Here is a 23,009-nt window from a genome sequence, read left to right on the forward strand (position 1 = left end):
CCGCCCGGACAGTCGGACGCGGCGACGTTGGCGTATTCGATGGAGGCGGCTCGCCGAACAGTTCCTGGCAACCGAGCACGTCATCTGCTGCCGACCGACGATTCGTCGCCGACGTAGGCCGACCACAGCTTGCGGTAGGGGCCGTCGACTTCGAGAAGGTCAGTGTGGCGGCCGATTTGGAGCAGGCGGCCGTCGCCGACGACCAGGATGAGGTCGGCAGCGGCGGCGGTCGCCAGACGGTGGGCCACGACGATGGTGGTGCGACCCGCGGTGAGCACATCGACGGCCGCGCGGACGCGGGCGTCGGTCGCCAGGTCGAGGGACGCCGTGGCCTCGTCGAGGATGAGGATGTCGGGCTCCACCAGTTGGGCACGGGCCAGGGCAAGCAGTTGGCGCTGGCCCGCGGACAGACCCGCACCGTGCGCGCCGATCGGCTGACGGTAGCCGTGTTCGAGGGCGGCGATCATCTCGTGCGCACCGACAGCGCGTGCCGCCCATTCGATTTCGGCCGGGGTGGCGTCGGGTTTGCCGTACGCGATGGCGGCGTGCACGGTGTCGCCGAACAGGAATGGTTCCTGCGGCACCACACCCAGGCGCTTGCGGAAGTCGCGCAACCGGTAGCCGCGGATATCGACACCGTCGACGAGTACCGCGCCGTCGGTGGTGTCGTACAGGCGCGCAAGCAGTTTCACCAGAGTGGACTTGCCCGCGCCGGTTTCGCCGACCACGGCCACCTTCTCGCCGGGCGCGATCGTCACATCGATATCCGACAGCACCCGCGCAGCGGTACTGTCGTAGGCGAAACCGACACCGCGGAACTCGATTTCGCCCGCGAGCCGGTCGACGGTGCGGGCATCGGGTGCGTCCGGGGTGGTAACGGGTTCGCGCATCAGGACACCGATGCGCTCCACTCCGACGACCGCCTGCTGATAACTGTCGAAAACCTGCGACAGCTGCTGGATCGGCGCGAACAGCAGATCGATGTAGAGCAGAAATGCGATCAAAGTGCCTGCGGTGAGCGCGTTCTCGCGGACCTGATGCACACCGACGGCAAGCACCGCGGCCGTGGCGATCACCGACATGATCTCGATGAACGGAAAGAACAGCGCCATCAGCGTCTGGCTGTGCAGCCGCGCATTGCGGTACCCCCAGGAGCGGCGCTCGAATTCGCGCTGGTTGATCGCCTCCCTGCGATAGGCCTGCGTCACCGCGATGGTGTCGACATTCTCCTGCAGATAGGCGTTCGCTGCGCTGACCTGTTCGCGCGCGAGGTTGTACGCGGGCACCGACGCCCGGCGGAACGCAACCGTGGCGGCCACCAGCACCGGCAGCAGTGCGAGCACCACCAGCGCCAGTTCGGCATCGATCACAAGCAGCGCGACCAGCACGCCGCCGATGGTGAGTGTGCTGGTCAGCGCGACCGTCAGTCCGGTCTGGAGGAAAGTGGACAACCCGTCCACGTCAGTGATCATCCGGGTCATGATGCGGCCGGCCAGTTCTCGCTCATAGAACTGCAGACCCAGCCGTTGCAGTTGCGCGAATACCTTCACGCGCAGGCCGTACAACAACCTTTCCCCGGCGCGCCCGGTCACCCGCACCTGCGCGACGGTGATCGCCCAGTCCACGACCACCAGCACCAGCGCCGAGGCCGCAGCGAGCAGCAGGACATCGCGAGCACCGACCAGCACACCCCGGTCTATGCCGTAGCGCACCAGGAACGGAATGAGCGTCTGCGCCAGCGCGTCCAGGGCCACCAGTCCCAGCCCGGCCAGCAGCGGAGCCGCGAAGGGCCGCAGCAGCCGAGGCAGATCGAAGTTCGGCTCGGGGGTGTGGGAAAACTGGTCGGGCACATCGGGTTCACCACTCACGGCGGGCAACCGGTCGATCAGTGCGCGCACATCGCCGCTCGGCGGTGCGCTCGACATCATGCCGCCACCCAGGTGACCGCCCATGCCTCCCGGCCCACCCGCGGCCCGCTGGGAGAATGCCTTCGCCATCTGCTCCAGCGTGCGCGACTCGTCACCGTCGGTGTCGGTGTGCACCCACAGTCCCGCGGTGGGCACGGGGTCGGTGACCGCGGTCAGATCGGCGGCGATACTCGCCGGATCGGGCGGGGTGAACAGGGCGTGGAACAGTTCGCCGGAGGTCTGCAGCTCGTGCAGGGTGCCGAGTTCGGCCACCCGCCCGCCGTCGAGCACCGCTACCCGGTCGGCCAACGCGAGGGTCGAAATGCGGTGCGCCACCACGATTGTGGTGCGCCGATGCACCTCCGCGGCGATACGGGCGAAGATCTCCTCCTCCACCTGCGCGTCGATAGCGGAGGTGGCATCGTCGAGTACCAGCACCGGGGCGTCGGTGATAAGAGCGCGCGCCAATGCCAATCGTTGCCGCTGCCCGCCGGAAAGTCGTTGTCCGCGTTCTCCGATGACGGTGTCGAGCCCCTCGGGCAGCGCGGCGACGAAATCCTCGGCGGCGGCCAGATGCAATGCGTGCCATACCTGTTCGTCGGTGGCGTCCGGGCGGCCGTAGCAGACGTTGACTCGCACGGTATCCGCCATCAGTGAGGTGTCCTCGAAGACCATCGCCACCCGACCCCTCAGATCCGGTAGCTCGCGGATATCGGTGCCGTCCAGCAGGATCCGACCCGCATCGGGATCGAACAACCGCGGTAGCAGTTGCACCAGAATCGATTTGCCGGAACCCGCCGCACCGGCGATGGCGATGGTCTCCCCCGGCTCGATGGTGAGATCGAGTCCGTGCAGTAATGGTGGCTGACCTTCGAATGCGAAACGCACACCGTGGAATTCGATTCGCGGCGTGCCGTCCGAGTCGACGACCTGCCCGGCGGTCGACTCGCTCGGCGGTGGCGTCTCGATCACCTCTCGTACTCGCTCCAGCGATGCCTTGCCTTGCTGGCTCACCGTCAGCAGCATGGAGAACATGCGGACCGGGGTGACGAACGACCCCAGGTAGGTCATGAACGCGAGAAATGTGCCCAGCGTGATCGACTGCCGCAATGCCAGCAGCCCACCGACGACAAGGACCAATGCCTGACCGGCGGCGGGCACCGCCTGCATGACCGGCGTGAACCGACTGGTAATTCGCGTGACTCGCAACCGCGACCGATAAAGATCACGAGCGGACGCGGCCAGCTGCTCGAGCTCGTGCGACTCCTGCCCGAAACCCTTCACCACCCGCACCCCGGCCACCGCGGCCTCGACCCGCATGGCGACCTCGGCGGCCCGGGCCTGCGCATCCCAGTTGGCCGGGAACAGCTCACGCTGGCTGCGCGAGATGATCAACCACAGCGCGGGCACCACCAGCAGTGCGATCACGCTCAGCACCGGCGACATCGACGCCATCAGCGACAGTGACGCGGCGATCAGCACGACGTTGCCCGCGACCAGCGGAACTAGTTGCAGGAACATCTGGATCAGCGTCACATCGGTAATGGCGCGGCTGACCACCTGCCCGGTGTAGAGCCCCGCGCGCTGCCGTCCGTTCAGGCGCAGCAGCGCCGCGAACAGATCACGGCGTAGATCGTGCTGCACATCCAGTGATAGCCGCGAGGATCCGGTCCGCCGCAGGTATCCCGCGACGAACCGGACGGACCCGATCGCCAACAGGACGAGCACCCACGGCAGCACCGATGCGGCCGTGGTGGTCAAGGTGTCGACCACATGCCGCACAAGCAGCGGCAGGATGGCCGTGAGTACCGCGGCCACCACCGAACCCACACACGCGACGATTACCGTCCGCCGATGTTGCGCGCTGCGCCGCAGCAGATAACGAATCCACCCGTCGGCAACCGCGTCGCCGGAACAGCCCGAGCCCGAACTCATCCGGCGACCACGAGGGCGTCCACTTCGGCGAACTGGTTGGCGGGCCGGTCCAGGCCGTAGTGCCCGCGCAGCGTGGTTTCGGTGTATTCGGTGCGGAACAGCCCGCGCCGCTGCAGGATCGGCACCACCTGGTCGACGAATCTTTCCAGGCCCGAGGGCAGTACCGCGGGCATGATGTTGAATCCGTCCGCGGCGCCGCGGGTGAACCACTCCTCGATGGTGTCGGCCACCTGTTCGGCGGTGCCCGCGAAAGTGTGGTGGCCGCGTCCGCCGCCGAGCCGTCCGATCAGCTGGCGCAGCGTAAGCCGTTCGCGCCGAGCCAGGTTCACGATGAGGGTGAATCGGCTCTTGGCGCCCTGGATCTCGTCCTCGGTGGGCAGATTGTCGGGTAGTTCGCTGTCCAGGTCCAGGTCCTCCACCGGGATACCCCACGTGCGGGCCAGCTGGCGTTTCGCGTATTCGGGGGAGATCAGCCGCTCGAGTTCGGCGTCCAGTTCGCGGGCGTGCTCCTCGGTGTCGCCGATGACGGGCACGATGCCCGGCAGGATCTTGACGGTCTCCGGATCGCGGCCGAGTGCGATGGCGCGGCGCTTCAAGTCGGTGTAGAACTCGAGGCCGTCCTCGATCGTCTGCTGGGCGGTGAACACCGCTTCGGCGTAGCGGGCGGCGAAATCCTTACCGTCCTCGGAGGATCCGGCCTGCACGAGCACCGGGTATGCCTGCGGCGAGCGCGGCACGTTCAGCGGACCCGCGACCTTGAAGAACTGGCCCTCGTGTTCGATCTTGCGGACCTTGTCCGGATCGGTGTGGAGCCCGGATTCCTTATCGGCGAGCACGGCATCGTCCTGCCAGCTGTCCCACAATTTCGTTGCCACATCGACGAATTCGGCGGCCTTCTCGTAGCGCAGCTTGTGGTCCGGGACGTCATCGAGCCCGAAGTTACGCGCCGCGTCCGCACCGGCGGTGGTGACGATATTCCAGCCGACGCGCCCGTTGGACACCCAGTCCACCGACGCGAACCGGCGCGCCAGGTTGAATGGCGAGTTGTAGCTGGTGGACGCGGTCGCGATGAGCCCGATCCGCGAGGTCTGCACGGCGATCGCGGTGAGCAGGACGGTCGGCTCCAGCTTGCCGCTGGGACGGCGACCGGTATCGCCGAAGAGCACCGGGCTGTCGGCGAAGAAGATGGAATCCAGCTTCCCGCGTTCGGCGATGCGGGCGAGGTTCACGTAGTGCTCGATTTTGGTGTTCGAGTGCGGGTCGGATTCCGGCAGCCGCCACGAGGCCTCGTGGTGGCCGGTCGACATGAGAAATGCGTTGAGGTGCAACTGTTTCGACATGGTATTCCTTTCAGACTCCGGCCGGAACGACGCCGAGCGCGGTCAGTAGGGTGCGACGGATGCGCTGGAATTCCGGTTGGCCCGGATCGCGCTCGGCCGGCAGTTCGATGGGTAGGTCGACGGTGAGACGCCCGGCGTCGAGCACCAGCACCCGCTGTGCGAGCGTGATCGCCTCGTCCACGTCATGGGTGACGAGCAAAACGGTCGGGGTGTGGCGCTGGATCAGGTCGCGCAGCAATTCGTGCATCTTGATGCGGGTCAGCGCGTCCAACGCGCCGAACGGTTCATCGGCGAGCAGTAGATCGGGTGCACCGACCAGCGCTCGGGCCAGCGCCACCCGCTGCTGTTCACCGCCGGACAACTCCGACGGCCAGGCGCGTTCCCGTCCGGCCAACCCGACCTCTGACAGCACAGACTTTCCGGCCTCGCGGTGGTTGCGCGGCTGCCGGTACGGCACATTGGTCAGCACCCGCTGCCAGGGCAGCAATCGCGAATCCTGGAATACCACAGCGGTTTTGGCAGGTACGCGCAGTGACCCAGAACCCTGGACATCGTGATCGAGCCCGGCCAAGGCCCGCAGCAGCGTGCTCTTACCGGAATCGCTGCGACCGAGCAGGGCGACGAATTGGCCCGGCGGGATGGTCAGCGTGATCTCCTCCAGGATGGTCCGGTCCCCGAAGGATCGGATCAGGTCCCGGGTCCGGACGCCTAGGTCGCGATCGTGCGACGCCATGACAGCACCTTGCCTTCGAGCAGACGGATACCGGCATCGGAGATCAGTCCGAATACGCCGTAGATGAGCAGGCAGAACAGGATGACATCGGCCTGTCCGTAGTTCTGGGCACTGCTCATTGGCCGTCTCCGGCAGTTCGGTCAGCAAACCCGCCGTCCGCGGCGCACGCACCTGCGCTGTCACCGTCGCGGGCGACAACCCCGCCAGCCGAGCGATCTCACTGCGCGGCGCCGTCCCCTGCTCGAGCACCGCACGCAAGACCGCCCCCGCACTATTACCCCCAGCCACCACCGTCATCTCACCCTCGGTCAACCCGACCGGGACATCATCGACTCCGCCGGACCCGAGCGACACCCTTGCGCTCGAGCCGATTCTGAGAACGCACCTGGGTAGACGACTGAAGATATGCCGCCGGTTTTGTCCACGGCGGCATCATTCGCACGCGAATTCCATACCGCCTCCGGCCGAACTGCACTGTCTCGATTGCCACCCTCGATCCGGAATACCGAGGGCAGCAGCTGAATTCAGGCCGACACCGTGGACCGGATATTCGGCAGACCGAGGTTGTCGCGCAGAGTGGTCCCGGTGTATTCGGTGCGCAATACGCCGCGGTCCTGCAGCAGCGGCACCACCTGGTCGACGAATTCATCGATGCCCCATGGCACCAGGTGCGAGCCGAGGATGAAGCCGTCGGAGCCGTCGTTCTGGACGAAGGTATCGATCTGCTCGGCGACCTGGGCGGGAGTGCCGACCAGGGGACCGCGTTCGAACTGATCGGTCACGACCTCGCGCAGGGTGAGTTTCTTCGCCTCGGCCACCTGGCGCAGGCGCTCGACGGTGGCGAACCGGTCCTGATGCACGAAGGCACGTCCCTGGATGATCGGTGGCGCCTCGGGATCCGGATCGATATCGGGTACCGGACCCTCCGGGTCGTAGCCGGAGAGGTCGCGATTCCAGATCTGTTCCAGCAGGATCAGCGCGGTCTGTCCGGTGACCTGCTCGTTGCGCACGGCGTGGAACTTCTCGATCGCCTCGGCCTCGGTATCACCGAGTACGAAGCTCGCCGACGGCAGGATCTTGATGTCATCGGCCGCACGTCCCGCCGCGACCGCGCGCGCCTTGATATCGCGATAGAAGTCCGCGGCCTCCGGCAGCTTGCCGTACGGGGAGAAGATGGCGTCGGCATTGGCGGCGGCAAAGGCGCGGCCCTGCGGTGAGACGCCGGCCTGCAGGATCACCGGTCGCCCCTGCGGGCTGCGCGGCACGGTGAATCGCCCGGAGATATCGAATTGGTTGCCGTGGAAGGCGAATGCTCCGGCATCGGGGCGGGCCAGGAACCGGCCGGACTCCCTGTCTGCGACGATATCGGCGACGTCCCACGAATCCCACAGGGCGCGAACGGCATTCAGTGTCTCCTCGGCCCGCGCATAGCGCTCGGCCGGGTCGAGGAAGCCGCCGCGGCGAAAGTTCTGACCGGTGAAGGCGTCGAAGGAGGTCACCACATTCCAGGCGGCGCGACCGCCGGACAGGTGGTCCAGGCTCGCGAGCTGGCGGGCCAATTCGTAGGGCTCGTTGAAGGTGGCGTTGATCGTGCCCGCGAGCCCGAGATGTTCGGTGACCGCGGCGATCGAGGCGAGCACGGTGAAGGTATCGGGGCGTCCGATGATGTCCTGATCGAAGATCTTGCCCGCGCGTTCGCGCAGGATGAGACCTTCGGCGAGGAAGAAGAAGTCGAATTTACCGCGTTCGGCAGTGCGCGCGGTGTGTTCGAAACTGCTGAAATCTATCTGGCTGCCCGCCTCGGGATGCCACCAGGCGGTGTGGTGGTTGACGCCGCCGAGATAGGCGCCCAGGATGACCTGCTTACGTGGAGTACTCATGCTGACCTCGCTCAGGCTGTCGCGTAACGGTTGGGAACGTCGGTGGGCAAGCCGAGCAGCGCGCGCAGCGAACCATCCGGATAGCCGGTGCGGAACACACCGCGACGTTGCAGGGCGGACACGAGCCGGGTGGCGATGGCGGCCAGATCATCGACCGCGACACCCGGCCGCAACCGGAAGCCGTCGATCCCCTGCTCGCTCCATGCGGTGAGCAGTTCGGCGAGTTCCTCCGCGCTGCCCGCGAAAACCTCGGCATCCGAGGCGAATTCGGCACGGGCGAGCTCGTTCAACCGCGCCAGGCGCTGCGGGCCGGTCGCTTCGTCGGTATCGAGGAATACGACAATGTCGGCATAGACCTGCAGCGGTTCACCCGCGCGATCGACTCGCGCCGCGGCGGCCGCGACCTGCTCGAGAATCGTGCCGGGACCGGTCTCGCGACTCGGCGTGAGGAAGGCCAGATCCACTGAGCGAGCCGCGAATTCGTAGATCAGCGGACCGTGCGCCAGCGCCGCGACCACCGGCTGCCCCTGGGGCGGACGCGGTGTGATGGACGGCCCACGGATACTGAAGAAGCGGCCCTCGAAATCGATGTAGTGCAGCTTGTCGCGATCGATGAAGCGGCGGGCGGCCACATCGCGGATCTCCGCATCGTCCTCCCAGCTGTCCCACAGCCGCCGCGCCACCTCGACCACATCGGCGGCTTCATCGAACAGATCGCGCACCCGGCTCGGAAAGACGCCCGACGCGACAGCTTCCGCGATATCGGCGGCGGTGAGTTCGTGCACCTCACGACGGCCGAAGTGCGCTGCCTCCTCGGCGCTGCTGGATACCCGCACCTGCCAGCCCGCCCGGCCGCGCGAGGTGTAGTCGAGGGTGGCGATCGATTTGGAAACGTGGAACGGTTCGGTATGGGTCACCGTCACGGTCGGAATGAGCCCGATGTGCCGGGTGACCGGTGCGACCCGCGCGGCGATCAGATTGGCATCGATCCTGGCCCGGACCTGGTCGACGGCGTCATCGGAGGGCTCGTGCGGGGTCCCCGGAATTCGCAGGGTGTCCTCGATGCTCACGAAATCGAGCAGTCCGCGCTCCGCGGTGGCGACCAGTTCCGTCCAGTAGCCGGGGCTGAACAGCTCGGCGGGTCGCGAGTTCGGCTCCCGCCACGCGGCCGGATGCCAGCCCGCTCCATCGAGCGCGACGCCGAGATGTAGTTGTTTCGGTGCCATCGTCTCCCGTTCCTGTGCATGCGCGAATGTCATGTCCTGCAACGCGCGCAATCGCTGATGCGTCGGGCGGTAGACGACTCCGACCGGACGCTGTGCTGCCAGGTCTGACTCCGCGCAGACCTCATTTGGCGTGGCCAGGCGATATTCGTGGCGGGACCGACCCGATGGTGTCAACGATTGAGATCAGCTCGAGCGCGGGGAAATACGCTGCGAGCGAGCGGAAGCGAGGACCGTCACCGGATAGAAATTCCGCTGAGCACAACCGGTGCCGACACTCGTGCGCCTCGCTAACGTTCTCCGGTCGGACCCTGTTGCGGAGGAGTGCGCGATGACCACCGAGTCGACCATCGATATCAATACCCCACTGCACCCGCTCGACGATCCGGTGCGGGCATCGCTGCGCGGCGAGCACCGCCGCTTCGCCAGTTGGGTGGGCCGCATCGGCCGCTACGACCCGGACGTCGCCAGGTTCATCGGTCATCCACCGGTACTGGACGAGCAGGATTGGGCCGATCTGGCCACCCTGCTCGGACCGGGCGGCAGCACCGCACTGCGCGGCTACGGCCATGTGCCGCCGGATGGGTGGACCGTCCTGAACGAATTCGGTTCGGTGCAAATGGACGGCACCGCGCTACGCGTCGTCCACGATCCGGAACTCGAGGTACTCACCGCCGCCGATGTGCCGCAGATTCTGGAGCTGATCGCCCGGACCGAACCCGGCCCGTACGCGCCTCGGACCATCGAAATGGGCACCTACCTCGGGATTCGGGTGGACGGCAAGCTCGTGGCAATGGCGGGTGAGCGCCTGCACCCGCCGGGTTGGACCGAGATCAGCGCCGTGTGCACCGATGCCGAATTCCGCGGCCGCGGTTTCGCCTCCCGCCTGACCCGTGCGGTCGGCGCGAGGATCCGGGCGCGCGGCGAGACACCGTTCCTGCACGCCGTCGCCCACAATGCGACGGCGATCAGTCTGTACGAGACGTTGGGATTCACCCTGCGCAAGCGTTCGTTGTTGACGCTCGTGCAGGCACCATCGTGCACCAGTGCCGCGTCGACGCCGAACTAGCCGCCGAAATCAGTCCGTGCGGTCAGCGCTCAGGTAGCGGAGGCAGTTCCAGGTTCTCGCGGAAAGTACCACCGACATAGTCGTTTCCGACGATTCCCCGGCGACGCAATTCGGGCAGCAGTCCATTGGTGACAAAGTCCCGAGTTCGGGCATCGGCCAGTCCACCCAAGGAGATGACATCGAGAACGCCTGCGCGATAACGCTCTTCGACAGCATCGGCCAATTGTTCCGGCGTCCCGGCTGCCGCCCAGTGCCCGGTATCCTTCGCCGCGACGATCAGCTCGCGCAGCGTGCGACCCGATGCCGCCAGCTTGGTGAAGATCTCCACCCTTCCGCGACGCCGATTCACCGAATTCAGTTCCGGCAGCAGCACTTCCGGAATCGGCTGATCCAGCGGAAGTTCCGAAAGATCGATACCGCCGCCGAACATATCCGCCAATTGGATTCGACCCGCAGCGAAGTCGGTCGCTTCGGCCGCCTCGCGGACCAACCGGCGCGCCTCCTCCTCCGTCGCTCCATAAGTCGCATGGAATGAACTCATGATCAGCGGTAACCCTTGTGCGCGACCGAGTTCCGTCGCGCGGGCACGAATCGCCTTGGTATAGGTCACCGCATCTTCGAGCGTCGGCAGCGAGGTGAAGACCACCTCGGCGAACCGCGCGCCGAGCTCGATACCGCCCGCCGATTGACCGGCCTGGAATTGGACCGGGCGACGCTGCGGCAACGGCGGGATATTGAGTGGACCCCGCACCGTGAAGTATTGCCCCGCATACTCGATCGGGCGCACCTTGGTCGCATCGAGGACCGCGCCGCCGTTTCCGTCGTGGGTCAGCGCCCCCGGTTCCCAGCTGTCGAACAGCGCGTTGACGACCTCGAGCGATTCGGTCGCCCGCGCATACCGCTCTTCTGGGCTCGGCAGATCCTGATCGCCGTAGTTCTCCTCCCCCACCGAGGACGTGACGACATTCCAGGCGGCGCGGCCATTGCTGACATGGTCGAGCGTTCCGAACAGCCGGGCGAGATTGTAAGGGTGGTGGAAGGTGCTGGTCACGGTGGCGATCAGGCCGACGTGCGAGGTCACCGCGCTCAATGCGGACAGGAAGATCAGCGGCTCCTGCGCCCCGATCGCACCCTGTGCGCCGAAGCTCAACAGGTCGGCGGCGAACAGTGCGTCGAACTTATTGGCCTCGGCGATCTTCGCAATCTCGATCGAGGACGCCACCGTCGATTCGTGCGGATCGATCGCGGCCGCATAGACGCTCACCGCGCCGCTGACTCCGGTGACTGTTTTCAACGCCCGACGTCGTGCAGAACTCATTTGCTCGAGACAACCGTATTCCGCTCCCGCAGAACAGGTTTGCGATCAGCTCGAATGGAATCGGTCAGAGTTCGGGAAGATCGTGCAGCGGCACACCGACCATCCGACCCGCTTTTCCATCGTCGACCGCATCCGTGGCGCGCACGCCTGACTTTCAGAACCGGCTGTCGATCAATTTCGTTTCCGCGATGGCGAATACGGTGTCGCTGATCTTGCCGAGCAAGGCCAGCAGCACAATGGCCAGCAGCATGATGTCGGTGCGGCCGCTGTTCTGGCTGTCGATCAGCAGGAATCCGAGTCCCTTCGACGAGGCGATCAGCTCGGCCGCCACCAGGAACAGCCAACCATTCGCCAGGCCGAGACGCAGACCGTTGACGACCGCCGGTGCCACCGCGGGCAATTGGATCGAGAACAACAGCGCGGCCCGACGGAGTCCATAGGCGCGGCCGAGTTCGGTCAGGTGCGGATCGACCTGTGCCAGCGCCGAAGCCGTCGTCGTATAGATCGGGAAGAACGCACCGATGGCCACCAGCACGATCTTCGGCTCCTCGCCGATGCCGAGCCACAACAGCAGCAGCGGCACCCACGCCAGCGACGGCACCGTGCGGAACAATCCGACGGTCGGCGCCAGCAGCACGCGGGCGATATCGAACAGCCCGACCACCGCGCCGAGCACCAGTGCGATGAACGCGCCACTGGCGAATCCGAGCAGCACCCGCTGGATGCTGATCGCCAGATGGCTCCACAGTTCGTCGCGCTGTAGCAATTCCCGCAGTGCGGCAAGCACATCCGCGGGCGGCGCGAGCTGACTCGACGAATACAGTCCGGCCGAGGTCACCCCTTGCCACAGCAATAGCAGCAGCACGGGCACGACCAGTCCGAGCGCTACCCGGTCCCAACGGATCCGGCGCGCGACACGCGCCGGCGCGGTCTGGGTCACCGTCACCGAATGGCCTGCTGTGCGAATTTCGGTTCGAAGAGTGCGTCGAGCGCGGTCTCGGCTGCTTCCTTCGATCGCACGTCACCGTCGGCCACGATAATCGGCACGATCGGGGTGAGCACCGCCCGCTGGGCCTCGCCCGGCACCGGATCGACCTTCAGCACGGTGCGCTCGAGCGTTTCCTTGGCGACATCGAGGGAGGTCTTCGATTCCGTCGCCAGCAGCTGCGCGAGTTCGTTCGGATGATCCTGCGCCCAAACCCGTGCCTGCTCATAGGCGCTGACCACGGCCTGGACCCGCTCCGGATGCTGCGCGATGAAATCCGCGCGTGCATTGAGCACGCCGTAGGTCTGGAAATTGGCGTTGCGGTAGAGCAATCGCGAACCCTGCTCCTGACGGGTCTGTGCCATATAGGGATCCAAACCCGCCCATGCGTCGACATCGCCGCGTTCGAGCGCGGTCTTGCCGTCGGCGTGCTGCAAGTTGGTCACTTCCACGTCCTTGGCGGTGAGACCGGCCGTCTGAAGTGCTTGCAGCAGTGTGAAATAAGCGTCGGTGCCCTTCGTCGCCGCGATCTTCTTCCCCTTCAACTCCGACACCGAGGTGATGGGTGAATCCTTCGCGACGACCAGCGCGGTCCATTCGGGCTTGCTGTAAACCGAAATGCTCTGCAGCGGTGTGCCATTGGCCTTCGCCAGCAACGCCGCCGAACCCGCGGTCGAATTCACATCGATCGCATTGGCACGCAGGCTTTCATTGGCCTTGTTGCTGCCCGCGGAGAACACCCAGGTCACCTTGGCGCCGGACTTCTCCAGCAGGTGCTGGTCCCGGATGACCAGGCTCAGCGGGTTGTAGTAGGCGTAGTCCAGCCGCACCTCATCCGCCCCGGCCGCACCAGACTTTTCGCCCTCCGCGCAACCCGAAAGCAGTGTCACCACAGTCGCCGCGACGGCTGCCAGGACGATGGTCGATCGTCTCATCAGAGTGTCTCCTTGATGGTGGCGCGGCGCGGAACGCCGAGTCGTTCGAGTAAGTCGAGCCGCAGTGCGGCCAACCGTGGGTCGGTATCGTCGCGGGGGCGATCGGCGGACACCTCGAGCGCCGCGCCGATTGTGAAACCTGTTTCACCACTGACGGTTTCGAGTACGACAACGCGGTCGGCCAGCCGCAGCGCCTCGTCCACATCATGGGTGACGAGTACGACCGTGATGCCCGCGGCGCGCTGCACCTCGTCGAGCAGGTCCTGCATCCGCAGCCTGGTCAGCGCATCCAGCGCCGCGAACGGCTCGTCCAGCAGCAGCACGCCGGGATGACGAACCAGCGCGCGGGCCAATGCCGTTCGCTGCGCCATACCCCCGGACACCTGTCGCGGGCGATGTCCCTCGAATCCGGCCAAGCCGACGATCTCGAGCCCGCGCCGCACCTCGACCTCACCTTCGGCCCGCGAGATGGTCGGTGGCAGACCCAATGCGACATTGCCCGCGAGATCACGCCACGGCAGTAGCCGCGGCTCCTGGAAAACCACCGCGCAGCGCGGGTCGATGCCACGCATTGGCCGACCGTCCAGCACGACCTCGCCCTCGGTCGGCTCGTCCAACCCGGCAATGACCCGCAGCAGTGTCGACTTCCCACTGCCGGACGGACCGACCAGCGCGATCACCTCACCCGGCGCGATCTGCAATTCGATATCGCGCAGGACGGTATGGGCGCCGAAACTGCGGCCGAGGCCGCGCAATGCGACCCCGGCGGCACGACTGGCAGTGGATGGCACGTCGGCTACTGAGCGGCAGCGAATCCGGCACGGAGATCGGCGAGGATATCGTCGATCCCCTCGATGCCGACCGCGAGCCGGACCAGTCCCGGGGTCACACCGGCCGCCAACTGCTCTTCCGGAGTCAGCTGGGAGTGGGTGGTCGAGGCCGGATGGATCACCAGCGAACGCACATCGCCGATATTGGCGACGTGGCTGTGCAGCGTGAGCGCCTCGACGAAACGCTTACCCGCATCGACCCCACCGGCCAATTCGAAGCCGATCACCGCGCCGACGCCCTTGGGCGCGAGGGTGCGCCCGCGTTCGTACCACGGGGAGGACGGCAGCCCGGCGTAGGACACCGAGGTCACCTCCGAACGGGCCGCGAGGAAGTCCGCCACCGCCTCGGCATTCTGCACATGCCGTTCGATCCGCAGACTGAGCGTCTCCAGACCCTGGCTGATCAGAAAGGCGTTGAACGGCGAGACTGCCGAGCCGAGATCGCGCAGCAGTTGCACCCTGGCCTTGAGGGCGTAGGCGGGGGCGCCGAGGTCGGCGTACACCACACCGTGGTAGCTCGGGTCAGGTGTGGTGAAGCCGGGGAACCGGCCGCCGGTCCAATCGAAGGTGCCGCCGTCGACGATCACGCCCGCGATGGCCGCACCGTGGCCGCCCAGATACTTGGTCGCCGAATGCACCACGATATCGGCGCCGTGGGCGAGCGGCTGGATCAGATACGGCGTCGCGACGGTGTTGTCGAGGATCAGCGGAACGCCTGCGGCATGGGCGATTTCGGCGATGCCGGGAATGTCGAAGATGTGGTTCTGCGGGTTGGAGATCGTTTCGCCGTACAGTGCCTTGGTATTCGGCCGGATCGCCGCGCGCCACTGGTCCAGATCATCCGGATCGTCGACGAAGCTGACCTCGATGCCCAGTTTCGGCAGCGAGTAGCGGAACAGATTGTAGGTGCCGCCGTACAGCCGCGGACTGGACACGATGTGATCGCCCGCACCGGCGATATTCAGGATCGCGAAGGTCTCCGCGGCCTGTCCGGATGCCAGCAGCAGCGCCGCGACACCGCCCTCCAACGCCGCGATGCGCTGTTCCACAGCATCCTGGGTCGGGTTCATGATGCGGGTGTAGATATTGCCCGGTTCGGCGAGACCGAACAGCGCCGCGGCGTGCGCGGTATCCCGGAACGTGTAGGAGGTGGTCTGGTAGATCGGCAGGGCGCGGGCATTGGTCGTACTGTCCGGTGCCTGTCCGACATGGATCTGCTTGGTTTCGAAGCTCCAGTCGGCGCTCGGGTCGGCCTGGGTCTGGTCGCTGGTGGTCACATCAACGGACACTAAGAAGCGCCCGGCTTGGCGTCGAGAATTACATTCAGCCGGAACCGAATCCGGGCACCCGCCGGCGCAGGAAACCATAGCCGCAATCGACTCTGATCCTTTTATCAGATACGATTCCGATAACGGAATCGAGGGGAAAGAGGACACGGTGACAGGCGTGGTGGGCAACCGCATCGACAGGCGGCGCGAGCGAACGCGCAATGCGCTGATCGGGGCGGCGCGGAAGTTCCTGTCCGAGGGGCGATCCGCGGTCAGCATCCAGGAGATCACCGATGCGGCCGATGTCGGATTCGGCTCGTTCTACAACCACTTCCAGTCCAAGGAGCAGTTGTTCGACGAGGCGGTGCGGTCGGTACTGCAGATCTACAGCGAGATGCGCGACGAGATCGTCGCCATGTACGACGATCCGGCCGAGGTATTCGCGGTGAGCTTCCGAATGACCGGGCGGCTGCAGCGCCAGATCCCGGAGGGCGTGCGGGTGATCCTGAATTCCGGAACGTCGGTGCTGCTACGCGACGAGGGTCTGGGCCCGCGGGCTCGCCGCGACATCATGGCCGCCCAGGAGGCGGGCCGGTTCGAGCCGATGGACCCGGATATGGCGCTGATGGCCGCGGGCGGGGCGCTGCTGGGATTGCTGCAACTATTGGACGCCCGACCCGAGGCCGACGCCGGGGCGCTCACCGACGAGATGACCCTGCATGTGCTGCGGATGTTCGGTATGAACAAGCGCTCGGCACAGAAGCTGGTATCCAGCGAGTTGCCGCCGCAGCCCCAGCTGTAGTCAACTGTTGACCGCTGCGGCCAGTCGGGGCAACTGCCGCAGCGGATTGTGGTGTTCGACCTCCATGCGCTGGTCGGCATCGAAGATATCGCTGAGTCCGGGCGCGGGATCGTGCGAACCGCTCTGCGGGAGCGTAAGCGCGCTGAACGGCCAGTCGGAGCCGAAGACGATGTGATCACGATTCGTCACGGCGAGCACCCCGGCCATGGCGGCGGCCGAACCACTGAGCGCGGTGTCGTAGTAGAAGCGCGAGATCTGGTTCTTCATATCCAGCACAGACGGTTTCGGCAGGTCTTGCGGCCACAGTTCGCCCAATACTGTTTGCGACGCGACGCTGATGCGCCACGACAGGAACGGCACGGTCCCGCCCGCGTGCGCGAGCTGGAAGCGAATGTTGGGATAGCGCTGGGTCATTCCGGTGACCATCATCATGGTCGCCGCGCGCGTCGTGTCGAAAGTGAACTCCTCCAGGAAGTCCGGCAGCGGCAGCTTCGGCTTGGCCGCATCCGGAATGGCGGCCGGATGCACGAAGACGTAGGCATTGCGCTGGTTCAACGCGATCATCAGCGGTTCGAAGCGCGGATCACCGAGGTAGACACCGTCATAGGCCGACAGCAGGATCACACCGTCGAGGTGCAGTTCGTCCAGCGCGTAGATCGACTCGGTGATCGAGGCCGCGATATCGGGCATCGGCAGCACGGCGAATGCGCCGAACCGCGCGGGATTGGACCGGAGCAGACCGGCGGCATAGGTATTGCAGTAGCGGGCCATATCGCTGGCCTCTTTACCCGTCAGGAACGACACCCCCGGATCCGATACCGACAGTGCCTGCGCCTGGATGCCGTAGTAGTCCATGAAGGCCACCGCCGCCTCCGGCGACCACTGCGGCGTCGGGTAGCCGCCGATGGTGAGGTGACCGTGATCCAGCAGTGCGGCACGGTAATCCGGCGGCAGGAAGTGCGCGTGCAGGTCGATGCGGTAGGTGCCCGACGGCGCGGACTGCTGGGCGCGGGCCGGAGCCGCCTGGGCATTCGGCATCGAAGCCACCGCAGCCGCACCGAACGTGCCGGCAACAACGCTACCGAGTGCGCGCCGCCGACTGACCGCCGGCGGGGCCTCCGCACGAGGACCGTTCACAGAGATTCACCTTTCGTGTTCATGACAGCAGTCCCTCGTCATCCCGACACAGCGGCCAGATCGAGTGCGATGTCGACGATCATGTCTTCCTGCCCACCGACCAGACCGCGGCGTCCCGCCTCGGTCAACAGTGTCCGCACGTCGATTCCATATGTGGTGGAGGCCTTTTCGGCGTGGCGCAGGAAGCTCGAGTACACACCCGCGTAGCCGAGGGTCAGCGTTTCCCGGTCCACCTGCACCGGTCGCTCCATCAGCGGTCGGATCAGATCGTCGGCGGCATCGGTGAGCCGGTTCAGGTCCGCACCGTGCTTCCAGCCTTGCAGGTCGGCGACCGCGACGAATGCCTCGAGCGGTGTGTTGCCCGCTCCCGCGCCGAGCCCGGCCAGCGAGGCGTCGACGCGGGTCACGCCCTCCTCGACGGCGATGACACTATTGGCGACCGACAGCGACAGGTTCTGATGCGCATGGATACCGATCTCGGTGTCCTCGTCGAGCACGGCACGGTAGGCGCGGACCCGTTTGCGGACCCCGTCCATGGTCAGCCGCCCGCCCGAGTCGGTGACGTAAACGCAGTGTGCGCCATAGGCTTCCATGAGCTTGGCTTGTGCGGCGAGCCCGGCGGGGGTGTTCATATGGCTCATCATCAGGAAGCCGGAGACGTCCATGCCGATTTCGCGGGCGAAGGCGATGTGCTGAGCGGAGATATCGGCCTCGGTGCAGTGCGTGGCCACCCGCACCGAGCGCACGCCGAGGTCGTAGGCGCGGCGCAGATCGTCGATGGTGCCGATGCCGGGCAGCAGCAGTGTGGTCAACCGGGCGTGGCGCAATGCGCTCGCGGCGGCCTCGAGCCACTCCCAATCGGCGTGACTGCCCGGTCCGTAGGTGAGGCTGCTGCCGTGCAGCCCATCGCCGTGCGCGACCTCCACCGCGTCGACGCCCGCAGCATCGAGCGCGGCGGCAACGGCGGCAACGTTTTTCGGGGTGATGCGGTGGCGCAGCGCATGCATACCGTCGCGCAACGTCACGTCCTGCAAGAATACTTCGGGCCCACCGGCCACCCGGCCACCATTCATCGAATCGCTGTGCGATGTTGTGCTCATTGGACATTCTCCCGGATCGGCACCGAAACGGATGCTGCGGCGAGGCGTTCGGCGACGCGCAGCGCAGCCGAGGTCATGATGTCGAGATTTCCGGCGTAGGACGGCAGATAGTGCGCCGCGCCTTCGACTTCGAGGAATACCGAGACCTGATGGGTGACAACGGTATCGCCGACGAGGGTTTCCGACTGTGTGGCGGGAGTGATCTGGATGTCCTGCTTGAGCCGGTAGCCGGGTACGTAGGCCGCGACCTCGGCGATCATCGTCTCGATCGATTTCCGCACGGCCGCATGGGTTTCCGGATTCGGATCGCCGATCAGCGCGAGTACGGTGTCGCGCATGATCAGCGGCGGCTCGGCCGGATTGAGGATGATGATCGCCCGGCCGCGGGTAGCGCCGCCGACCGCTTCGATCGCCTGCGCGGTCGTCTCGGTGAATTCGTCGATATTGGCGCGGGTGCCGGGACCGGCGGATTTCGATGCGATCGAGGCGACGATCTCGGCGTATGGCACATCGGTGATCCGGGAGATCGCCGCGACGATCGGGATGGTGGCCTGGCCACCACAGGTCACCATGTTCACATTGGCGGCGCGCAGGTGCTGGTCCAGGTTGACCGCGGGCACGACAAAGGGCCCGATCGCGGCCGGAGTCAGGTCGATCAGGCGTTTCCCGTGCGGCTCCAGCGCGGCGGCATTGGCACGGTGCGCTCCGGCGGAGGTGGCGTCGAAGACGATATCGATCTCGCCGAAATGCGACATGGCGATGAGTCCGTCGACACCGCTCGCGGTCGTCGGCACACCGAGCCGGTCGGCACGGGCCAGCCCGTCGGAGTCCGGATCGATGCCGACCACGGCGGCCACCTCCAGGGTGTCCGACAGCCGGAGCACCTTGAACATCAGGTCGGTGCCGATATTGCCCGAGCCGATGACGGCGACTTTGGTGCGGCTCATATTTCCTCCAGCGTGAAGTCGACGGCACCGAGTGTCTGTGTGCCACTGAATAATTCGGACCGCACCCGGGCGCCGGGCCGCAATGGGGCCATCGGTCCGAGCGCACCGGACAGCACGATTTCACCGGCTCGCAGCGGATCGCCGAAGTCGCGGGCGGCGCGGGCCAGCCAGGCGAGTGCGTTGAGCGGATCACCGAGGCACGCGGAACCCGTTCCGGTGGAGACGATTTCGCCGTTGATCGCCATATTCATCGCGATCTCGCGCGGTTCGAAATCGGCCAGTGACAGCCGCTCGGTCCCGAGGGCGAACCAGCCGCTGGACGCGTTGTCGGCGACGGTATCGGCGAAACTGATATCCCAGCCGGCGATGCGGCTGTCCACGATCTCCAATGCGGCAACCGCGTAGTCCACCGCAGCGCGGACGCTGATCGCATCCAACTGTTCGATATCGAGGTCGGCACCCAGCACGAAGGCCAGCTCGGCCTCGATCTTCGGCTGCAGTAGCGAGGGCCGTTGTGCCGCAGAGGTTTCGGCGACATTCATATCGCCGAACAACACGCCGAAGTCGGGCTGATTCACTCCGAGCTGCTGCTGGACCGCCGGTGAGGTGAGTCCGATCTTGCGTCCGACGAGCCGGGCGCCGGCGGCAAGGCGGTACTGGACACCGATGCGCTGCACCGCATATGCCAGGTCGACGTCATCGGGGCCGATGAGGTCGCGGATGGGCGCGATCGGCGCTCCGGTCGTCGTGGCGATGGAAAGCCGTTCCGCCGCAGCACGAACCGCGGTCACTGGCCCGCCCGCCGTCCGACCACCACCCCTCATCGAATCGCTGTGCGATGCTGTCGTGTTCATCGAGCCTCCTCGAGATGGCGATCCGGTACTTGCGTCGACGCCGGAATCGGCCCGCCGAGCTGTCGGAAGAGTTCGGCGATCAAGGACCCGCCGCGCCCGGCACCGGCCGTGCCGAAGACGAACTTGTCCGGGCGCAGCAGCACCACGCCACCGGTCCCGACGCTCGCCTTGGCGAACCAGCGGGTCAAAGCGCCGGTGTGGTCTTCGATATCGGCGTAGTCGTCGCCGGTGGCGCGGCCATCACCCGGCTGCCCCTGCGGTCGTCCGCCGAGCGGATACACGGTGACGAAACGAGCACCCCAGGTCCGCAACCTCGCCAGATCGTCGGCACCGAGCACAGCCCGCGGATCGACCCCGTTGCCGACGACCGCGAACCCGAGGCCGAGCACATCGTCGAAACGCCGATGCCGTCCGTCGTAGGTCCGTACGTCCGGTTGCGGGGCGAGCGTGCCTTGCACGCCACGCAGCCCACGCCGAGGTAGGCCGAGGTACGCGCCGCGACGGAAGCGCGGCGCCGGTTTCATCTTCGCGGCGCGAATCCAGCCGCCCAGCCCGGGCACTCCTAGCGCGGTGGTGAGTGCGATATCCCGGGCCGCCGCGACCAGCTTGTTGTCGAAGGAGACGATGTTCTTGTTCAGGACCGAGAAATCGATCATCGCCTTGGCGTGCGGCCGCCGTTCGGACTCGTAGCTGTCCAGAATCCGCAGGTCTGCACCCTGTTCGAGGATTGCGGTGAGCTTCCACGACAGGTTGTCGGCATCGCGCACCCCGGAGTTCATGCCCTGTCCGACGAACTGCGGCGTCATATGCGCGGCGTCACCGGCGATGAGGATCCGCCCGTCCCGCCACCGGTCGGCGACCACGGCATTGAAGGTGTAGACCAGCTTGCGCAACACTTCGACCTCACCCGGATCGACATAGCGCGCGATGTGGCGGCGGACGTTGTCCGGATCCTCCATCTCCTCTTTGGTCTGCGAATCGGTCAGCATGAACTCGAAGCGGTGATGCCCATTCGGCTGTGGGCAGGACACGATCGGCATTGCCGGATCGCAGACGAAGTTGAAATACGGCAGATGCCGGAATGCGTCGATACCGTCCTTGGCCTTCAGGTCCACCACGAGCCAGCGCTCGGGAAAGCTGGTCCCGCTCATATCGATACCGAGCTTGGTGCGCACCACACTGCGCCCGCCGTCGCAGCCGACCAGGAATTTCGCGCGCACTCGCTCTGCGGTCCGCGGGTCGGAATCCGGTGCGCGGTTGCCGTATCCGGTGCCCCGGCACTCGGCATGTTCGACGTTCACGCCGGATTCGTCCTGGTCGAAATCGACGACCTCTCGTCCGCGGCGGACGGTGACATGCGGATAACGCCCGAGCCCACTTTCGAGGGTGTTCTCCAGGTAGGGCTGGTACAGAAAATTGACCACCGGCCACCCCAGCGGACGGTCGGTCTGATGGAACTGCACCAGCACCCGGCCATCCGCGCGCACCCACTGCACGGTGGAGTCGACATTCATATCGGCTGCGAGTTCGTCTGCCGCACCGGCGGTTTGGAAGATGCGCATGCCTTCGTCGTCGGTGTAGACCGCGCGCGCGAGTCCGTAGTATTCCGGTTCGCGTTCCAGGACGAGCACGCGCACGCCCCGCCGCCCCAGCAGGTTGGCCAGCGTCAGGCCGGTCGGGCCGAGACCGACGACCACCACGTCGTAGTCGGTGGTACTCATCGTGAAAGTCCTCCTGCCAGTTGCGGAACGGTGATCTCCGGTGTGTTGTAGGTCCGCACGGCTTGGCGAAATTGGGCGAACTTGTCCAGCACCGTTTCCCCGACCGTCGTATGGCCCCAGATGCTGAAGCCCTGGTACGTGGTCGGCTCCCAGGTGGATTCGAGTTCCGGACCGATCACGACCGGGTTCCAGCCGACCTCGAGTTCGAAATCCGACGGCGTCACGCAATAGAAGGACAACTCGCGATCATTGGTGTGCTGACCGACCGACCACTGCATGCGGAAACCGAGATCGGTGACCCGCCCGAAGGCGGCGAGCATGTCGTCCAAGGTCGCGGACTGGATATTGATGTGCTGCACCCGGGTGCGAATCGGGTCGATCTTGATGCCGCGAATACTGGCGATGGCGATCGAATGGTGGCGCTCGTTGACCCGCAGGAACCGGGCCTTCAGCTTCAACCCGGAGATGTTCTCATCGATGTAATCGGTCAGCCGGGAGTCGAAAACCGTGTGGTAGTAGTCACGCAGCGCTTCCGGTACGCGCGAGGTGATCGCGACATGACCCATTCCGGCCTCCCCCGTCACCCATCCGGAGCTGAGCATCCGCAATGGTTCAGGTGTGCTGATCGGGTCCGTAAAGATCTCCTGCGCAATACCTTTCGGGCCCGGAAAGCGCCAGAGTCGCTCGACGCCACGCAGCGCGGCCTCTTCCGGGGTGCCCTCGACGACCGGCACACCACGATCGGTCACCCGGGCGATGATGCGGTCGAAGGTCTCGTGGTCATCGATGTGCCAGCCCACCGCGGTGACATCCTCGGCCGACCCGCGCTCGATCAGGAATCGACAGGTGTGCTCGTCCAGCCGCATGCGCAGCGCATTGCGGTCGACCTCGTCCACGTGCATGCCGATCGCCTCGGCACCGAAGCGACGCCAATCCGGCAGCCGATTCGATTGCACCGCAACGTATCCCATATGCACCGAGCCGAATACCGAGGCATCGGTGTCGGGGCGCAGAAAACCGTTCAT

General features: G+C 66.0%; 19 protein-coding genes. 2 read left to right on the forward strand and 17 right to left on the reverse strand.

Features of this window, described 5'->3' with window-relative positions:
• Positions 1–80: 80 nt before the first annotated feature.
• The 6 genes from ACIBW7_RS28285 to ACIBW7_RS28310 all read right to left on the reverse strand — a co-directional run bounded on the left by ACIBW7_RS28285 (position 81) and on the right by ACIBW7_RS28310 (position 9,054).
• Positions 81–3,842 carry an ABC transporter ATP-binding protein gene (locus ACIBW7_RS28285; RefSeq protein ID WP_397051390.1) on the reverse strand — a complete coding sequence of 1,254 codons (3,762 nt, stop codon included), beginning with the start codon at positions 3,840–3,842 and terminating at the stop codon, positions 81–83.
• Positions 3,839–5,182: an LLM class flavin-dependent oxidoreductase gene (locus tag ACIBW7_RS28290; RefSeq protein WP_397051392.1), complete on the reverse strand. Its 1,344-nt coding sequence runs from the start codon at positions 5,180–5,182 to the stop codon at positions 3,839–3,841. Before ACIBW7_RS28290 ends, ACIBW7_RS28285 begins: the two co-directional genes overlap by 4 nt.
• Before the next feature lie 10 nt (positions 5,183–5,192).
• Positions 5,193–5,915: an ABC transporter ATP-binding protein gene (locus ACIBW7_RS28295; protein WP_397051394.1), complete on the reverse strand. Its 723-nt coding sequence runs from the start codon at positions 5,913–5,915 to the stop codon at positions 5,193–5,195.
• Positions 5,891–6,034: a hypothetical protein gene (locus ACIBW7_RS28300; protein ID WP_397051396.1), complete on the reverse strand. Its 144-nt coding sequence runs from the start codon at positions 6,032–6,034 to the stop codon at positions 5,891–5,893. The genes ACIBW7_RS28295 and ACIBW7_RS28300 overlap by 25 nt, the downstream gene beginning before the upstream one ends.
• Positions 6,035–6,439: 405 nt before the next feature.
• Entirely contained in the window at positions 6,440–7,795 is a 1,356-nt protein-coding gene (locus ACIBW7_RS28305) for an NtaA/DmoA family FMN-dependent monooxygenase (protein WP_397051398.1), read from the reverse strand.
• A gap of 11 nt (positions 7,796–7,806) precedes the next feature.
• Positions 7,807–9,054: an LLM class flavin-dependent oxidoreductase gene (locus tag ACIBW7_RS28310; RefSeq protein WP_397051401.1), complete on the reverse strand. Its 1,248-nt coding sequence runs from the start codon at positions 9,052–9,054 to the stop codon at positions 7,807–7,809.
• Positions 9,055–9,349: 295 nt separating this feature from the next.
• Here ACIBW7_RS28310 and ACIBW7_RS28315 point away from each other — a divergent pair, with 295 nt between their 5' ends.
• On the forward strand, positions 9,350–10,087 hold the full coding sequence (locus tag ACIBW7_RS28315) for a GNAT family N-acetyltransferase (RefSeq protein WP_397051403.1): 738 nt from the start codon (positions 9,350–9,352) through the stop codon (positions 10,085–10,087).
• Positions 10,088–10,109: 22 nt separating this feature from the next.
• On the opposite strand, the gene ACIBW7_RS28320 is transcribed toward ACIBW7_RS28315, so the two are convergent.
• From ACIBW7_RS28320 to ACIBW7_RS28340, 5 genes are all read right to left on the reverse strand, one after another.
• A complete protein-coding gene (locus ACIBW7_RS28320) occupies positions 10,110–11,405 on the reverse strand; it encodes an NtaA/DmoA family FMN-dependent monooxygenase (RefSeq protein WP_397051404.1) in 1,296 nt (431 codons plus the stop codon).
• A gap of 154 nt (positions 11,406–11,559) precedes the next feature.
• Positions 11,560–12,258 (reverse strand): ABC transporter permease, encoded by a 699-nt coding sequence (locus ACIBW7_RS28325; protein ID WP_397051668.1) that lies wholly within the window; start codon positions 12,256–12,258, stop codon positions 11,560–11,562.
• 89 nt (positions 12,259–12,347) lie between these two features.
• Complete coding sequence (locus ACIBW7_RS28330) at positions 12,348–13,325, reverse strand: aliphatic sulfonate ABC transporter substrate-binding protein (RefSeq protein WP_397051406.1); 978 nt, start codon at positions 13,323–13,325, stop codon at positions 12,348–12,350.
• Positions 13,325–14,116, reverse strand: a complete 792-nt coding sequence (locus tag ACIBW7_RS28335) for an ABC transporter ATP-binding protein (RefSeq protein ID WP_397051408.1) — start codon at positions 14,114–14,116, stop codon at positions 13,325–13,327. Before ACIBW7_RS28335 ends, ACIBW7_RS28330 begins: the two co-directional genes overlap by 1 nt.
• Before the next feature lie 5 nt (positions 14,117–14,121).
• Complete coding sequence (locus ACIBW7_RS28340; protein WP_397051410.1) at positions 14,122–15,432, reverse strand: bifunctional o-acetylhomoserine/o-acetylserine sulfhydrylase; 1,311 nt, start codon at positions 15,430–15,432, stop codon at positions 14,122–14,124.
• 160 nt (positions 15,433–15,592) lie between these two features.
• Between ACIBW7_RS28340 and ACIBW7_RS28345 the strand changes: the two genes are divergently transcribed.
• Positions 15,593–16,225, forward strand: coding sequence for a TetR/AcrR family transcriptional regulator (locus ACIBW7_RS28345; protein ID WP_397051412.1), 633 nt, complete (start codon positions 15,593–15,595; stop codon positions 16,223–16,225).
• Here ACIBW7_RS28345 and ACIBW7_RS28350 read toward each other — a convergent pair whose 3' ends face one another.
• Genes ACIBW7_RS28350 through ACIBW7_RS28375 form a run of 6 tightly spaced genes read right to left on the reverse strand, consistent with a single transcriptional unit; the run spans position 16,226 to position 23,009 of the window.
• On the reverse strand, positions 16,226–17,362 hold the full coding sequence (locus ACIBW7_RS28350; RefSeq protein WP_397051414.1) for an amidohydrolase family protein: 1,137 nt from the start codon (positions 17,360–17,362) through the stop codon (positions 16,226–16,228).
• Positions 17,363–17,400: 38 nt separating this feature from the next.
• Complete coding sequence (dmpG, locus tag ACIBW7_RS28355; protein ID WP_397051416.1) at positions 17,401–18,462, reverse strand: 4-hydroxy-2-oxovalerate aldolase; 1,062 nt, start codon at positions 18,460–18,462, stop codon at positions 17,401–17,403.
• Entirely contained in the window at positions 18,459–19,409 is a 951-nt protein-coding gene (locus ACIBW7_RS28360; protein WP_397051418.1) for an acetaldehyde dehydrogenase (acetylating), read from the reverse strand. The genes dmpG and ACIBW7_RS28360 overlap by 4 nt, the downstream gene beginning before the upstream one ends.
• Complete coding sequence (locus ACIBW7_RS28365; RefSeq protein ID WP_397051670.1) at positions 19,406–20,233, reverse strand: 2-keto-4-pentenoate hydratase; 828 nt, start codon at positions 20,231–20,233, stop codon at positions 19,406–19,408. The genes ACIBW7_RS28360 and ACIBW7_RS28365 overlap by 4 nt, the downstream gene beginning before the upstream one ends.
• A 26-nt stretch (positions 20,234–20,259) precedes the next feature.
• Entirely contained in the window at positions 20,260–21,984 is a 1,725-nt protein-coding gene (locus ACIBW7_RS28370) for a bifunctional 3-(3-hydroxy-phenyl)propionate/3-hydroxycinnamic acid hydroxylase (protein WP_397051420.1), read from the reverse strand.
• Positions 21,981–23,009: a VOC family protein gene (locus ACIBW7_RS28375; RefSeq protein ID WP_397051422.1), complete on the reverse strand. Its 1,029-nt coding sequence runs from the start codon at positions 23,007–23,009 to the stop codon at positions 21,981–21,983. The genes ACIBW7_RS28370 and ACIBW7_RS28375 overlap by 4 nt, the downstream gene beginning before the upstream one ends.

This window comes from Nocardia sp. NPDC049526, assembly GCF_044465765.1.
Taxonomy (GTDB): domain Bacteria; phylum Actinomycetota; class Actinomycetes; order Mycobacteriales; family Mycobacteriaceae; genus Nocardia.